A 13,763-nucleotide genomic window follows, 5' to 3' on the forward strand; every position below is an offset into this window, starting at 1 on the left:
ACCCCGTACCACCACGGCAGAACCTCGTGATCGCGACGGGCGCACGGCACCGAGTCACTACAGGTGCCGTGCGCCCGTGGCGTGCGCCGACGCTGAACGAGATCTCAGTGACGGGTCAGTTGACGAACACCGGCGCGCCCGCGTCGGTGACCGGGGCGTACTTGGCGGTGAAGTAGCCGCTGGCGAAGCAGAGCGACGAGCCGGAGACCTTGCTGAACTGCTGGTTGGTGAAGGTGATGCTGTTGTCGGCGTTGTCCGCCTTCCCGGTCAGGCTCGGCGCCTGGTAGACGCAGGTGACCGAGCCGAGCAGGGTGCGCAGCTTGACCGTGGTCTGGATGGTCGAGCCGCTCGCCGGGGCGACGGAGAGGGTGCCGTCGGAGGAGACCGAGGCGGTGTAGGGCAGGTGGTCGACGGTGATGCCGCTGACGCCGAGGACCCCGGTGACGTTGCTGGTGCAGGTCGAGCTGTCGAAGGTGTGGCCGGTGACCGACTCGGTGGCGGAGCCCGGCGCCGCCGGGTTGCCGGTGACCTGGGCCGTGAACTGGGACGCCTTGCAGGTGACACCGCTGGTGCCGGTCGCGCTGGAGTACAGGGTGGCGGAAGTGCCGGCGGCCAGCGGTGCGGTGAGGGTGTCGCCGACGGCCACGGCGGTGCCGCCGACACCGCCCGTGGTGAGGACGGTTCCGGCGTCGGCGGACGCGGGGACGGCCACGGCGGCGGTGAGCGCGGTGACGGTTGCGGCAAGGGCGAGGAAGGTGCGCATGCGGGTGCCTCTCTTCCGAGGTGGGGGGGCGGAGAGCAGGGGTGCGCCGGAATGCGATGCGAGGTGCGGGATTTCGTATACGGGACGGCCGCCCGGAGATGCCGGGGACCGGCGCGTGCCGTGGGTCGGGCCCGGCGCCACGGTCCCGAGGAATCAGGCAGAGTTGTAGACCTGAAGTGACGCCAACGTCAATAAGGTGCACGGGAGTTGGAGGTCAGGGGCACGCATCCGCGCAGGGTCGGCACCTTCTTTTCACCACTCTCTTGACCCTTCAATGTAACCGGCGGTAACTTCCGAGAAGGCTACCGTCGCGTAACCGGCCGGAGCTCTCGCGTCCACCAGGGACAGCGAGGCGGCCCACGCGGCCGCCCTTGTCCGCGCCAGGACAACGCGCCACCTGAAACCCGCATGGATCTACGCCCATGGGAGCAGACATGGCCTCGTCCCCGGACCTCCCGTCCACCGACCCCACCCCCGCGCCCGGACCGGCCGGCGGCTCACGGCGCGGGCGCGTCCGGTACCGCCGGGCCGCCGTACTGGCGATACCCGCCACCCTTGTCGCGGCCGGGCTCGCGATCCTGACCGCCGAGGGCGCGCTGGGGGTGCAGTTCGCCATCTCGGGCATGCCGTTCACCGTCACGGCGACCGATCTGACCGGCACCGGCTTCGAGCAGTTCGGCGGCCTGGACAACATGGCGGACGGCAGCCCGAACGCGGGTGACACCGGCGGGCAGGTGCTCGTCGTCACCTCCGCGATCAAGAACGCGACCCTCACCAAGCTGTGCCAGAGCGTCGACCTGGGCGGCACCAACCTGCTGATCAAGGCGGGCCAGGGCGAGAAGAAGGTGACGGCGACCGATCTGACCACCGACTCCACCGAACTGTCGGGCGACGCCTCCTTCGACCACATCGAGATCGGCAACGACGCCAGCACGCTGAACAAGGCCAACGCCAAGGGCCCGATCGGTGTCTTCTCCCAGCAGGCCGACACCGTGCACATCGCCGACCTGCGCCAGACCAACTACGCGACCACCGCCGGCGTGTTCAAACTGCCCGGTCTGAAGCTGGGCTTCAGCGACTCGGGCTGCTGAGCCGATGGCGGAGCCTGGGCACCGGACAGCGCGGGCGGCCTTCCGCGACTGGCGGGGGCGGCGGCCGTTCTGGGGCGGGCTGCTGCTCGCGCTGGGCGGAACCGAGATCCTCCTCACCGAGAAGGCGTCCCTGAAGGTCGTCATGCACATCGGCATGCAGGGGCTCGCCGGCTATCTGCTGCCGGCCCTGATGCTGCTGCTCGGACTGCTGATCCTCTTCAACCCGGCCCAGCGGCTGTTCTACTCGATCGTCGGCGTCCTGGTCTCGCTGGGCAGCTGGCTCACGTCCAACCTGGGCGGCTTCTTCGTCGGCCTGCTCCTCGGCGTCGTCGGCAGCTGCCTCGCCTTCGGCTGGCTGCCCGACCAGGAGGCCCGTTCCCGACGGCAGCGGCGCCGGGAGCGCGCCGACGCGTGAACCTGGGTCCCCCGGGAACCCGGCGGCACCTTGCCGCCGGGTTCTCCCTCTTTCAGGTGATACGGGAACTTCTCCCCCGTCGGCCCGAGTTCACCGGGCAGCGGGGTCGGCCGGCGCGGCGGCGGCGGGAGCGACGCTCTCGTCCTTCAGTGCCTTCGCCTCGCTCTTGAGGATGCGCAGGGACCGGCCCAGCGAGCGAGCGGTGTCCGGCAGCTTCTTGGAGCCGAACAGCACGATGAAGACGATCGCCACGACCAGCAGATGCCAGGGTTCCAGTCCATTGCGGAGCACGGTCGCCCTCCCTTTTCCCACGCGGTTCCCGACGGCCGGGGGCTCCCGCGCCTCCGGACCGTTCAGCGATGATTGCTACATTGCGCAACTGTACAACCCGGGGAGAGACACAAGAGGGCGGGCGATGAGCATCACGAGCAGTCGGGGGACGGCACCGTCACGGCGGCGCGGCGGCGGCCGGGACTCCCCGGGGGACCAGGGCGGTTCCGGCGACGCGGGCCAGGGGCCCCGGTCCGGCGCGCGGGACCGGCGGCGCCGTCGTGCGCGCCGGGCACGGGTGGCGCTCCTGGTCTGCCTGTCCCTGGTGGTCCTCGGCGGCGCGGGGGCGGGCTGGGTGTACCTGAAGCTCAACGGCAACATCCACACCTTCGACGCGGGCGGCCTCTCCGACAACCGCCCGGCGGGCTCGTCCAAGGGTGAGAACGTCCTGGTCATCGGCTCCGACGCGCGCACCGACGGCAACGCGGCGCTGGGCGGCGGCGACAAGGACGGCATCGGCCGCTCCGACACCACGCTGCTGCTGCACATATACGCCGACCACAAGCACGCGCTGGCCGTGTCGATACCGCGCGACACACTCGTGACCGTTCCGCCCTGCAAGCTGCCCACCGGCGGCTGGACCCAGGCTCAGCCGAACACCATGTTCAACGCGGCCTTCTCGGTCGGCGACACCGACAAGGGCAACCCGGCCTGCACGCAGAACACCGTGGAGCAGCTCACCGGGCTCCGCGTGGACCACACGGTGGTCGTGGACTTCAAGGGCTTCGCCGCGCTCACCCAGGTCGTCGGCGGAGTGAAGGTCTGCCTGCCCAACGACGTGTACCAGAAGGACCTCAACCCCAACCGGACCACCCGGGGCACGCTCCTCTTCCGGCAGGGCGAGCAGCGGGTCGCGGGCCAGCAGGCGCTGGACTACGTGCGCCTGCGGCACGGCATCGGGGACGGCTCCGACATAGGACGGATCAAGCGGCAACAGGCCTTCGTCGGCAGCCTGTTGAAGGAGGTCAAGGACAAGGGGTTCACCCCGACCAAGCTGCTGCCGCTGGCCGACGCGGCGACCAGGTCGATGACCGTCGACCCCGGGCTGGGCAGCGCCGACAAGCTGCTGTCGTTCGCCATGTCGCTGAAGGACGTGGACCTGCACAACACCAAGTTCGTCACCGTGCCCTGGCGGTACGCGGGCGCGCGGGTCGCGGTCGTGGAGCCGGACGCCGGTGAGCTGTGGGCCGCGCTGAAGGCGGACCGGACGATCGACGGCGCCGACGCCAGCGGCGGGAAGGGCCACGCGGCGAAGAAGCCCGGCCCGGCCGGCCACTCCCCCGCCCCCGTCTCCGGCAAGGGCATCGCGGTGGCCGTCTACAACGGCACCACGGTGACCGGACTCGCCGCCAAGGGCTCCGCCGCGCTCACCGCGTCCGGCTTCACCGTCACCGGTACGGCCACCGCGCTCTCCCAGAACCATCTGGCGACGGTCGTCCAGTACGGCCCCGGCATGGCGGACCGCGCCCGGACGGTGGCCAAGGTCTTCCCCGGCGCCCAGTTCGAGCAGATCGGCGCGCCCCGGATCAACGTGGTCCTCGGCCAGGCGTACGCGACCGACCCGACACCGTCCTCGACGTCCTCCTCGGTACCCAGCGAAGTGGCGAACGGGGCGCGTTCGGCGGACGACAACCCCTGCGCGAACCTCACCTACGGCTGACGCCGGTCGTGCCGCACCCGCGCCACGACCAGCGCGAGCGCGTACGGCACGAGGACGGCGGCCAGCAGGAGGTAGCGGCCGGCGGGCAGCGCGCTCAGCCCGAGGACCGCGCCCAGCGGGGTGGCCGGCAGCAGCAGCCCGGCACCGGCCAGCGCTGCCGAGGCCCAGCCGACCGGGCCGGGCCGGCCGCCCGCGATGCGGCGCCCCGAGCGCAGCAGCAGCATCGCGAGCGCCTGGGCGAGCAGGTTCTCGGTGAACCAGGCCGAGTGGAACAGCGTCTCGTCACTCAGGCCGAGGCCGCTGGGCGGGGCGAGGGTGAGCACGGCGAAGGTGGCGAGGTCAGCGACCGCGTTGAGCAGGCCGAAGCCGGTGAGGAAGCGCAGGAAGGCGGGCGGCCGCAGCTTGGTCGGCCGGCGCAGCGCCTCGGGGTCGGGCCGGTCGTCGGCGAAGGCGAGCTGGGAGGCGTCGAAGCAGAGGTTCTGCGCGAGGACCTGGGCCGGGAGCATCGGCAGGAAGGGCAGCAGCAGCCCGGCGGCGAGCATGGCGAGGACGTTGCCGAGGTTGGAGGAGAGGGTGACACGCAGGTAGGAGGCGATGTTGGCGCTGCTGTGCCGTCCCGCGAGCACCGCGTGCCCGAGCGCGCCGAGGTCCTTCTCGCCGAGCACCACGTCCGCGCTCTCGCGCGCCACGTCGGCGGCTCCGCGCGGTGCCACGCCCACGTCGGCGGCGAGCATCGCGGGCACGTCGTTGACACCGTCCCCGAGGAAGCCGACCGTGTGCCCGGCGGCGCGGAGTCCGGCCACCACGAGCGCCTTGTCCTCGGCCGTGCACCGGGCCACGACGGTGACGGTGCCCGGTGTCCCGGCCGCCCGCGGTGCGCCACCGGTGCGCACCGCGCCCACCGTCAGCCCCAGGTCCCGGCACGCGCGTACGGCGGTGGCCGGGTGGTCGCCGGTCAGGACGCGCACCTCGACGCCGAGCCCGGTCAGGGTCCGCAGGGCGTCGGCGGCACCGGGGGTCAGGTCGTCGCGGAAGGTGAGCAGGCCGCGGAAGGTGAGCCCGCGGGCGTCCTCGCCACGGTAGGGCCGGGCGCGGGCGGGGAGGTCGGCGGTGGCGACGGCGAGGACGCGCAGCCCGGACCCCGCCAGCCGCGCGGCCAGCCCGAGCAGCCGGCCGCGCTCCGCGTCGGACAGCTCGCACCGCTCCAGCACGGCCTCGGCGGCACCCTTGGTGATCAGCACGTGCCGGCCGAGGGCGCCGGTGACCACGGCGGTGGCCAGTCTGCGGGCCGGGTCGAAGGGGAGCGCGGCGACCCCGTCGTACTCCTCCCCGACCGGCCCGGCGGCGCTCAGCAGGGCCTCGTCCAGGGCGTCGGGCGCCGGGAGTTCGGAGAGGGTGAGGCCCCACCAGGCGGCGACGGCGGCCCAGCGCAGCACCTCGGGATCGTCCCGGCCGTCCGGTCCGAGCGCGGTGGCGAGGACGGGCCGGTCCCGGGTGAGGGTGCCGGTCTTGTCCAGGCAGAACACGTCGACCGCGCCCAGGTCGTGCAGGGCCGGCAGCCGCCGTACGACGACCCGGTGGGCGTCGGCCAGCCGGGACGCGCCGCGCGCCAGACAGGTGGTGACGATCACCGGGAGCATCTCGGGGGTGAGCCCCACGGCCACCGCGACGGCGAAGGGCAGCGTCTGGAGGACCCGGCCGTGCACGGCGGCGCTCGCCATGAGCACGAGCGGCGGGGTGAGCAGCATGAACCGGACCAGCACCCAGGAGATGCCGTGCACGGACCGGTCGAAGGCGCTCGGCCCCCGCCGCACGGGGACCCGCCGGGCGGCGCCGAACCGGGTGCGCGCCCCGGTCGCCACCACCACGGCGCTCGCGCTGCCGGAGACGACGTGGCTGCCCTGGAAGCACAGAGGGGACTCGGCGAAGCGGCTCGGCGCGTCGGCCGCCTGCTTGGCGACCGGCGCCGACTCGCCGGTGAGCGTGTCCTGCCGCACGGTCAGCCCCCGCGCGCGCAGCAGCCGTACGTCGGCCGGTACGAGGTCGCCGGGGCCGAGCCGGACGATGTCCCCGGGTACGAGGTCGGCGACCGGCACCTCGCGGGCGCACGGCTCGTCCGCGCGGTCGGCCCGGCGCAGTACGGTCGCGGTGCCGGTGACCAGGCCGCGCAGCGCGGCCAGGGAGCGGTCGGCGCGGCGTTCCCCGGCGGCGCGCAGCGCGCAGCTGACGGCGACCAGGGCGAGGATCACGGTGGCGGTGCCCCAGGAGGCGACGAACGCGGACACCAGCCCGAGGGTGAGCAGTACGGCGGTGAACGGATCGCGCAGGGCCCGTACGGAGCGGCGCGGCCAGGACGGGGCGGGTGGTGCGGCGGCCGGGGTGTTCTCGCCGTGCTCGGCCAGCCGGGCTGCGGCCTCGGTGTCGGTCAGTCCGCGCGGGCCGGTCTCCAGGCGCCGCAGGAGCCGCAGCGAGGTGTCCGGCACGTCGGTCACAGTCCGCGCAGGCGGAGGGCCGGGGCGGCGGGTGCCGGTGCCGTCCGTTCGGTGAGCCGGCCGACCAGCAGGTGGACCACGTCCACGAGCGCGGCCTGTTCGTCGGCGTCCACGAAGTACACCTGGCGGCGGCCTTCGCGGCGGGAGCGGACCAGTCCGGCGAGTTTGAGCTTGGTGAGGTGCTGGCTGACGGCGGGCAGTGCGCCGCCGACCCGCTCGGCGAGCCCGGTGACGTCGCTCTCGCCCTGGGCGAGCGCCCACACCAGATGCAGCCGGGCCGGGGAGGCGAGCAGCCCGAAGGCGGCCGCCGCCTCGGCGAGAACCTGCGGGGAGGGGTCCTGCCGGCCACTGCCGGGCCCTGTCTCCACTGGTCTCCTCCTCGCCGCGTCTCGCCGTGGCCGGTCGCTGTCCGGCCAGTCAGTCTAGGGGCCGAGCGGGCACACGCCGACCGCCCGGCGACGGGGTGGCGTCGGCCGGGCGGTCCGGGTGGTGCGGTGCGGTGCGGGTCAGCCGAGGCCGTTGGCCTTCAGCCAGGCCTTGGCGACGTCCAGCGGGTCCTTGTGCTGGACCTGCACCTGGGTGTCGAGGTCGAGCAGGGCCTTGGTGTCCAGCTTGGCGGAGACGGCGTCGAGCGCGTCGACACCCTTCTTCGGCACCGCGTTCTTGCGCACGAGCGGCTGGACGTTCTGGAAGCCGAAGAGGTTCTTCGGGTCGCTCAGGACGACGAACTTCTCCTTGGCGATCACCGGGTCGGTGGTGAAGAGGTCCGCGGCCTGCACGGAGTCCTTCTTCAGCGCCGCCTGGGTGAGCGGGCCGCCGGCGTCCAGGGACTTGAAGGACTTGAACTCCAGGCCGTACAGCGACTTCAGGCCGGTCAGGCCCTGGTGGCGGGTCTGGAACTCCGGCGAGCCGCCGATGACCAGGTCCCCCGCGATGCCCTTGAGGTCACCGATGGAGGACTTGGCGGTCAGGTTGTACTTCTTCGCGGTGGCCGCGTTGATCGTGACCGAGTCCTTGTCCTCCGCCGGGGAGGGGGCGAGCAGGGTCAGCTTGGAGTCCAGCTTGGCCTCGATGGCCTTGGTGGTCTCCTCGGTCGACTTCGGGGCCGCCTTCTGGTCGAGGTAGGCCAGCAGCGCGCCGTTGTACTCCGGCAGCAGCGTCACGGAGCCGTTCTTCAGCAGACCGTAGGTGGTCTCGCGGCTGCCGATGTTGGGCTGGTACTTGACCTTGACGCCCTTGGCCTTGAGGGCCTCGCCGTAGATGTCGGCGAGCAGGATGCTCTCGGCGAAGTTGTTGGAGCCGACGACGACGGTGTCACCGCTCGCCTCGCCTCCGCTCAGCGGGTTGTCGGACTTGCCGTCGGAGGAGCCACAGCCCGCAAGCAGCGTCGTCGCCGCCGCGAGGGCGACCAGCGCCGCCCCTCGGTTCCCCCGGATGGACTTGCTGATGCGGTTGTTGTAAGTCACCTGTTGATCCAAGCCAGTTCGTGATTTGTCAGTCAAGGGAAGCGAGGTCACCGATTGGCCTCGATCGCGCCCGTTTGTGTCGGGCGCGTGAACGGCCCCGCCGAGGAGGTCACCCACTGCGCCGGACCCCCGGCGAGACGGTGAGCTTCGACAGCGCCCAGAACACCAGAAGCGTCACCAGGGCGAGTCCCGCGACCAGGGTGGCGCCGCCGACGACCTTCTCGTAGTCCTTCTGGTAGAGCCCGTCGATGATGTACCGGCCGAGCCCGCCGAAGCTGACGTACGCGGCGATGGTCGCCGTGGAGACGATCTGGACGGCCGCGGTGCGCAGTCCGCCGAGGATCACCGGGAGCGCGACCGGGAGTTCGACCTGGAACAGGATGCGCGGCTCGGTCATGCCCATCCCGCGCGCCGCGTCCACGGGGGACGGGTCGACGGTCTGGATCGCCTCGTAGGTGGTGACGAGGATCGGCGGCACGGCGAGCACGACGAGCGGCACCATCACGGGCAGCGTGCCGAAGCCGAACCAGATGAACAGCAGTACCAGCAGACCGAAGCTGGGCAGTGCCCGGCCCGCCGTGGCGACCATCGACAGGGCGTTGCCGCCGCGCCTCAGGTGCCCGGCGACCAGCCCCACGGGCAGCGCGATGAGCGCCGCGACGGCGAGCGCCTCCAGGGAGTAACCGATGTGCTCCAGCAGGCGGGTGGGGATGCCGTCGTAGCCGTGCCAGCGGGCGGAGTCGGCGAAGAAGGAGTGCGCGAAGTCCAGGACGTTCACCGGGCGGCACCCTTCTTCGGCATCCACGGGGTCAGCAGATTGCGGGTGAGCACCAGCGCCGCGTCGACCAGGATCGCCAACAGGGCCGTGGTCACCACGGAGTTCACCGCGAGTTCGGGCCGGTGGTAGAGGTTGGCGTCGTTCAGCATGTTGCCGAGCGCGCCCTGGTTGCCGATGAGCATGCCGACGCTGACCAGCGAGATGCTGGACACGGTGGCGACCCTCAGGCCCGCGATGATGGCGGGCACGGCGATGGGCAACTGCACCTGGAGATAACGCCGTACGGCACCGAGTCCCATCGCCTCGGCGGCGGCCAGGGTCTCCGGGGGCACCGAGCGGACGCCGTCCACGATGGCGGGCACGAGCACCACCAGGCTGTACACGGCGAGCGGGATCATCACCGTCATCTCGCTCTGCCCGGTGTAGTCGATGAGGATGACGAAGAACGCCAGTGACGGTATGGCGTACAGCACCGTGGTGACGCCGAGGACCGGCGGGTACAGCCAGCGGAAGCGGGCGCAGAGCTGGGCGACGGGCAGCGAGAGCAGGAGTCCGGCCAGCACCGGCAGCAGCGCTTCGCGCAGATGCAGGCCGATCAGTCCGAGGTAGCTGTGCTGGAGGTCGCTGGGGAGGTCGAAGAAGCCGTTCATCCGGCCGCCGTCACCTCCGGACGGTCCTCGGTGTGCGCGGTGCGGATGGCCTCGCCGATCGCCGCCTGCGAGACCACGCCGACCGCGCGCCCCTCGCCGTCGACGGCGACGGCCCAGCCGGTCGGCGAGAGCACGGCGCCGTCGAGCGCGGTGCGCAGCGAGTCCGTGCCCGGCCGGAACGGCCTGCCGTGCGACAGGAGCCGGCCGGTGTCGATGGCACCCGCGGTGAGCGCGCCCGGCTCGCCCCAGCCGAGCGGACGGCCGTCGGCGTCGGTGAAGAGCAGGTACGGGGCCCCGCCGCGCGGGGTGAGCCGGGTGGCGTCGGCGTCCAGCGGGACGATCGGCCCGGTCTCCAGCTCCAGCGCGTCGGACGGGAAGAAGGACAGCCGGCGGATGCCCCGGTCGGCGCCGAGGAAGTCCTCCACGAAGGGGTCGGCGGGCGCGGTGAGCAGTTCGGCGGGCGGCGCGAACTGGGCGAGGTGTCCGCCGGTGCGCAGGACGGCGACCATGGTGCCGAGCTTCACGGCCTCGTCGATGTCATGGGTGACGAAGACGATCGTCTTCCCCAGCTCGTCCTGGATGCGCAGCAGTTCGTCCTGGAGTCCCTTGCGGACCACCGGGTCGACGGCGGAGAAGGGCTCGTCCATGAGGAGGACCGGCGGGTCGGCGGCGAGCGCCCGGGCCACCCCGACGCGCTGCTGCTGGCCGCCGGAGAGCTGGTAGGGGTAACGCTTGGCGAGCGAACTGTCCAGTCCCACCCGCTCCATCAGCTCGGCCGCGCGCTCACGGGCCCTGCCCTTGCTCCAGCCGAGGAGGCGGGGCACGGTGACGATGTTGTCGATGATGGTGCGGTGCTGGAAGAGCCCGGCGTTCTGGATGACGTAACCCATGGACCGGCGCAGGGAGTTGACGGGCTGCTGCCGGATGTCTGCGCCGTCGAGGAGGATGCTGCCCTCGCTGGGCTCCACCATCCGGTTGATCATCCGCAGGGTGGTCGTCTTGCCGCAGCCGGAGGGGCCGACGAGGACGGTGATCGCGCGGTCCGGTATGTCGAGCGACAGCCGGTCGACCGCGACCGTGCCGTCCGGGTATCGCTTGGTGACTGAATCTATCCGTATCAAAACGCCGCGCGCCCTTCGGTTGGCAGGAGTGCCTGGACCGTGCCGGCCGAGTCCAGTCGGCCCGAGCCACGCCACCCGGAGAGCGCGGAAGGGCGACCGGACCGGGGTGCGGGCGCGCGCACCCGTGGTCGTGCCACGGCCGGACGGTCCCATGAATCGGGAGGCTGCTACCCAGCCACGGCCCATCCATTCATCTGATCATGTGACACCGCTCATACCGTCCCGCCCGTGCGACGATGCCCACCCGCCGCTTCCGGCAGGTGGGCATCGTCGGGGAGGGTGTCAGCTCTCCTGCGGGGTGAGGCGCAGCGAGATGCTGTTGATGCAGTACCGCTGGTCCGTGGGCGTGGGGTAGCCCTCGCCCTCGAAGACATGGCCGAGGTGGGAGCCGCAGTTGGAGCAGCGGACCTCGGTGCGGACCATCCCGTGCGAGCGGTCCTCGATCAGCTCGACCGCGTCGCTGTCCTTCGGGTCGAAGAAGGACGGCCAGCCGCAGTGCGAGGCGAACTTGGTGTCCGAGGTGAACAGGTCGGCGCCACAGGCCCGGCAGGAGTAGACACCCTCGGTCTTGGTGTCCGTGTACTCACCGGTGAAGGCGGGTTCGGTGCCCGCCTGGCGCAGCACCGTGTACTCGGCCGGGCTCAGCTCCGCCCGCCACTGCTCGTCCGGCTTCTCGACGTCGTACGCCATGAGGATCAGCCCCTTTACTTCTGCGACAGGCGGTCCAGGATCAGCGGGCCCAGGTCGGTGACGTCACCCGCGCCCATGGTGAGAACGAGATCACCGGGCTTCGCCATTCCCGCGACGACCTCGGGGATGTCCGCCTTGTCGTGCACGGCGGTGACGTCGGCGCCGGCCGCGCGGGCCGCCTCGATGATCAGTGCGCTGGTGATGCCGGGGATCGGGTCCTCGCGGGCCGGGTAGATGTCGAGCACCACGGAGGCGTCGGCGAGGGCGAGGGCCTGGCCCATCTCCTTGCCCAGCTCCTGGGTGCGGGAGAACAGATGCGGCTGGAAGACGACGAGGATGCGGCGCTCGTCCCCCGCGGCACCGCGCATGGCCTCCAGGTCGGCGGTCATCTCGGTGGGGTGGTGGGCGTAGGAGTCGATCACCTGGACGCCCGCCTCCTCGCCCTTGAGCTGGAGGCGCCGCTTGACGCCGGTGTACGCGGCGAGAGCGGGGGCCAGCTCGTCGGCCGGGAGGCCGAGGGCGACGCCGGCGGCGAGCGCCGCGACGGCGTTGAGCGCGTAGTGGCGGCCGGGGACGGAGACGGCGAAGGTCAGCTCGCTGCCGTCCATGAGCACGGTGACCCGGCTCCTGAGCCCCTGGGGCACGATCTTGAGGACCCGTACGTCGGCGTCCTCGGCCTCGCCGTAGGTCACCGTCTTCACACCGGTCACCCGTCGGGTCAGCTCGCGGGCGCCCTCGTGGTCGGCGGAGATCACCAGGGTGCCGCCGGGGACGATCTTCCCCGCGAAGGTCTCGAAGGACTCGTAGATCTCGTCCATCGAGGCGTAGTTGGCGTGGTGGTCCAGCTCGACGTTGAGGACGATGGCGACCTCGGGGGCGTACTTGTGGAAGCTGCGGTCGCTTTCGTCCGCCTCGGCCACGAAGATCTCGCCCTCGCCGTGCAGGGCGTTGGAGCCGGGGGCGTCCAGGTCGCCGCCGATGGCGTACGACGGGCGGGCGCCCAGCTCGGTCAGGGAGACCGCGAGCATCGAGGTGGTGGTGGTCTTGCCGTGCGTACCGGCCACCGCGATCGGCCGCAGGCCCTCCATCAGCGCGGCGAGCGCGTCGGAGCGGTGCACCACGGGAATGCCCAGCTCGGCGGCGCGGGCCAGCTCGGGGTTGTCCTGCCGGATCGCGGAGGAGACGACCACACAGCTCGCGTCGTCGGCGAGGTGCCCGGCGGCGTGCCCGATGTGCACGGTCGCCCCGTGCGCCCGCAGCGCCTCGGCGGTCGCGGACTCCTTGGCATCACTGCCCGCCACCCGCGCGCCACGCTGAGCCAGGATCTTGGCGATCCCCGACATCCCGGCCCCCCCGATCCCGATGAAGTGCGGTCGGTCCATGGCGATAGGAAGGCCGGGTGCCATGCGTTCTTCTCCCATATACGAGCGAGCCAGAGGATGCCCACCCTATGCGCAGATCCGGCGCCTGCCGCACCCCGGCCGGTGGCGCGCCGGTCGGCGGCCACCGGCCGGTGGCGGGTGCGCTCGTAGGTCACGGGCGGGAGCACGCCCCGGGCAGCGGCCGTCCGGGCGGTCGACGGTGACCGCACCCCGGCCGGTCACGCACGGTCGGGGGCCTGTGGAAGGGCACCCGGCAAGGTCATGGGGGCGGGACCCGGTCCGTCAGGGCAGGCGCCCGGCCGGCTCACGACTCGGAACCGCCGCCGGAGCGGAGGCGCCGAGCGGCAGGCGCGCGGCCGGAGCGGCCGCCCGCCCCGCCGCCTGCGCCGTGCCGGATCAGCCGCCGAAGCCCCGCAGGGCTACGCCTTGCTGTGGCTGAAGAGCTTCAGGACCGGGACGCCGACCTTGTGGCGGGCGCGGGAGGCCCAGTCGCGGTGGAAGAACTCCTCGACGTAGTGGGGGTCGGTGAGGACGATGACCTCGTCGGCGTCGACCTCCGCCACGAGGGACTTGAGCGCCTCCAGCGGGTGGTTCTCGACGAGTCTTCCCTCGGCCCGGCTGCCGGCGGCGCGCAGCGCCTGGAGGGAGACTTCCAGGGCCTTCTCCCCCACGCTGCGCGCGTCCGTGCCCTCGGGCGTCTCGCCCTCGTGCACGGCCTCGTCCAGTTCGCCGAGGGCGATGTCGTCGATGGCCCGCAGCAGCCGGTCCGCCTGGTCACCGCGTGGCTGGAGGAGCACATGGAAGAAGACCGGCTCGTCCCCGTGCAAGGTCGTCACGAACTCCACGTCGGCCGACGTCAGGGCTTTCTCGATCATCAGAACGCTTGTGAACACCAGCCGCCTCTTCTCCCTCGAGGGTCCTCGTG

Annotated in this window: 14 protein-coding genes; 3 read left to right on the forward strand and 11 right to left on the reverse strand. The window is 72.1% G+C overall.

The features are described 5' to 3' along the window. Positions 1-115 precede the first annotated feature (115 nt). The gene (locus EV284_RS22310) at positions 116-763 is read right to left on the reverse strand and encodes a Tat pathway signal sequence domain protein (RefSeq protein ID WP_130336979.1); all 648 of its coding nucleotides are present in this window, start codon (positions 761-763) and stop codon (positions 116-118) included. Positions 764-1,197: 434 nt separating this feature from the next. Here EV284_RS22310 and EV284_RS22315 point away from each other — a divergent pair, with 434 nt between their 5' ends. Then, on the forward strand, positions 1,198-1,854 hold the full coding sequence (locus tag EV284_RS22315; protein ID WP_130337468.1) for a DUF6230 family protein: 657 nt from the start codon (positions 1,198-1,200) through the stop codon (positions 1,852-1,854). A 4-nt stretch (positions 1,855-1,858) separates the two neighbouring features. Further along, the gene (locus EV284_RS22320; RefSeq protein ID WP_130336981.1) at positions 1,859-2,269 is read left to right on the forward strand and encodes a DUF6114 domain-containing protein; all 411 of its coding nucleotides are present in this window, start codon (positions 1,859-1,861) and stop codon (positions 2,267-2,269) included. Positions 2,270-2,359: 90 nt separating this feature from the next. Here EV284_RS22320 and tatA read toward each other — a convergent pair whose 3' ends face one another. Continuing rightward, positions 2,360-2,560: a Sec-independent protein translocase subunit TatA gene (gene tatA / locus EV284_RS22325; RefSeq protein WP_130336984.1), complete on the reverse strand. Its 201-nt coding sequence runs from the start codon at positions 2,558-2,560 to the stop codon at positions 2,360-2,362. A gap of 124 nt (positions 2,561-2,684) precedes the next feature. On the opposite strand from tatA, the gene EV284_RS22330 reads away from it, so the two are divergent. After that, positions 2,685-4,259, forward strand: a complete 1,575-nt coding sequence (locus EV284_RS22330) for an LCP family protein (RefSeq protein ID WP_130336986.1) — start codon at positions 2,685-2,687, stop codon at positions 4,257-4,259. On the opposite strand, the gene mgtA is transcribed toward EV284_RS22330, so the two are convergent. The 9 genes from mgtA to EV284_RS22375 form a co-directional block, all read right to left on the reverse strand. Further along, positions 4,250-6,742 carry a magnesium-translocating P-type ATPase gene (gene mgtA / locus EV284_RS22335; protein ID WP_130336988.1) on the reverse strand — a complete coding sequence of 831 codons (2,493 nt, stop codon included), beginning with the start codon at positions 6,740-6,742 and terminating at the stop codon, positions 4,250-4,252. The two genes, EV284_RS22330 and mgtA, sit on opposite strands and share 10 nt — an antisense overlap. A gap of 5 nt (positions 6,743-6,747) precedes the next feature. Continuing rightward, positions 6,748-7,119, reverse strand: coding sequence for a metalloregulator ArsR/SmtB family transcription factor (locus EV284_RS22340; RefSeq protein WP_130336990.1), 372 nt, complete (start codon positions 7,117-7,119; stop codon positions 6,748-6,750). Between the two features lie 138 nt (positions 7,120-7,257). Next, positions 7,258-8,217: an ABC transporter substrate-binding protein gene (locus EV284_RS22345; RefSeq protein ID WP_130336992.1), complete on the reverse strand. Its 960-nt coding sequence runs from the start codon at positions 8,215-8,217 to the stop codon at positions 7,258-7,260. Positions 8,218-8,326: 109 nt separating this feature from the next. After that, on the reverse strand, positions 8,327-8,995 hold the full coding sequence (locus EV284_RS22350) for an ABC transporter permease (protein ID WP_130336994.1): 669 nt from the start codon (positions 8,993-8,995) through the stop codon (positions 8,327-8,329). Continuing rightward, complete coding sequence (locus EV284_RS22355) at positions 8,992-9,645, reverse strand: ABC transporter permease subunit (RefSeq protein WP_086693097.1); 654 nt, start codon at positions 9,643-9,645, stop codon at positions 8,992-8,994. The genes EV284_RS22350 and EV284_RS22355 overlap by 4 nt, the downstream gene beginning before the upstream one ends. Beyond that, positions 9,642-10,766, reverse strand: a complete 1,125-nt coding sequence (locus EV284_RS22360) for an ABC transporter ATP-binding protein (protein ID WP_165425613.1) — start codon at positions 10,764-10,766, stop codon at positions 9,642-9,644. Before EV284_RS22360 ends, EV284_RS22355 begins: the two co-directional genes overlap by 4 nt. Positions 10,767-11,048: 282 nt before the next feature. Further along, positions 11,049-11,456 (reverse strand): peptide-methionine (R)-S-oxide reductase MsrB, encoded by a 408-nt coding sequence (msrB, locus tag EV284_RS22365; protein ID WP_130336996.1) that lies wholly within the window; start codon positions 11,454-11,456, stop codon positions 11,049-11,051. Positions 11,457-11,470: 14 nt separating this feature from the next. Beyond that, positions 11,471-12,862 carry a UDP-N-acetylmuramate--L-alanine ligase gene (gene murC, locus EV284_RS22370; RefSeq protein WP_130336998.1) on the reverse strand — a complete coding sequence of 464 codons (1,392 nt, stop codon included), beginning with the start codon at positions 12,860-12,862 and terminating at the stop codon, positions 11,471-11,473. A 395-nt stretch (positions 12,863-13,257) separates the two neighbouring features. Further along, entirely contained in the window at positions 13,258-13,713 is a 456-nt protein-coding gene (locus tag EV284_RS22375; protein ID WP_130337000.1) for an indole-3-glycerol phosphate synthase, read from the reverse strand. Positions 13,714-13,763 lie beyond the last annotated feature (50 nt).

Source organism: Streptomyces sp. BK022 (assembly GCF_004217355.1).
Classification (GTDB): Bacteria; Actinomycetota; Actinomycetes; order Streptomycetales; family Streptomycetaceae; genus Streptomyces; species Streptomyces griseoluteus.

Coding starts and splice junctions, on each gene's coding strand:
- EV284_RS22315 (WP_130337468.1), top strand. CDS start 1,198: ATGGCCTCGTCCCCGGACCTCCCGTCCACCGACCCCACCCCCGCGCCC.
- EV284_RS22320 (WP_130336981.1), top strand. CDS start 1,859: ATGGCGGAGCCTGGGCACCGGACAGCGCGGGCGGCCTTCCGCGACTGG.
- EV284_RS22330 (WP_130336986.1), top strand. CDS start 2,685: ATGAGCATCACGAGCAGTCGGGGGACGGCACCGTCACGGCGGCGCGGC.
- EV284_RS22355 (WP_086693097.1), bottom strand. CDS start 9,645: ATGAACGGCTTCTTCGACCTCCCCAGCGACCTCCAGCACAGCTACCTC.
- EV284_RS22375 (WP_130337000.1), bottom strand. CDS start 13,713: ATGATCGAGAAAGCCCTGACGTCGGCCGACGTGGAGTTCGTGACGACC.
- EV284_RS22310 (WP_130336979.1), bottom strand. CDS start 763: ATGCGCACCTTCCTCGCCCTTGCCGCAACCGTCACCGCGCTCACCGCC.
- msrB (WP_130336996.1), bottom strand. CDS start 11,456: ATGGCGTACGACGTCGAGAAGCCGGACGAGCAGTGGCGGGCGGAGCTG.
- murC (WP_130336998.1), bottom strand. CDS start 12,862: ATGGCACCCGGCCTTCCTATCGCCATGGACCGACCGCACTTCATCGGG.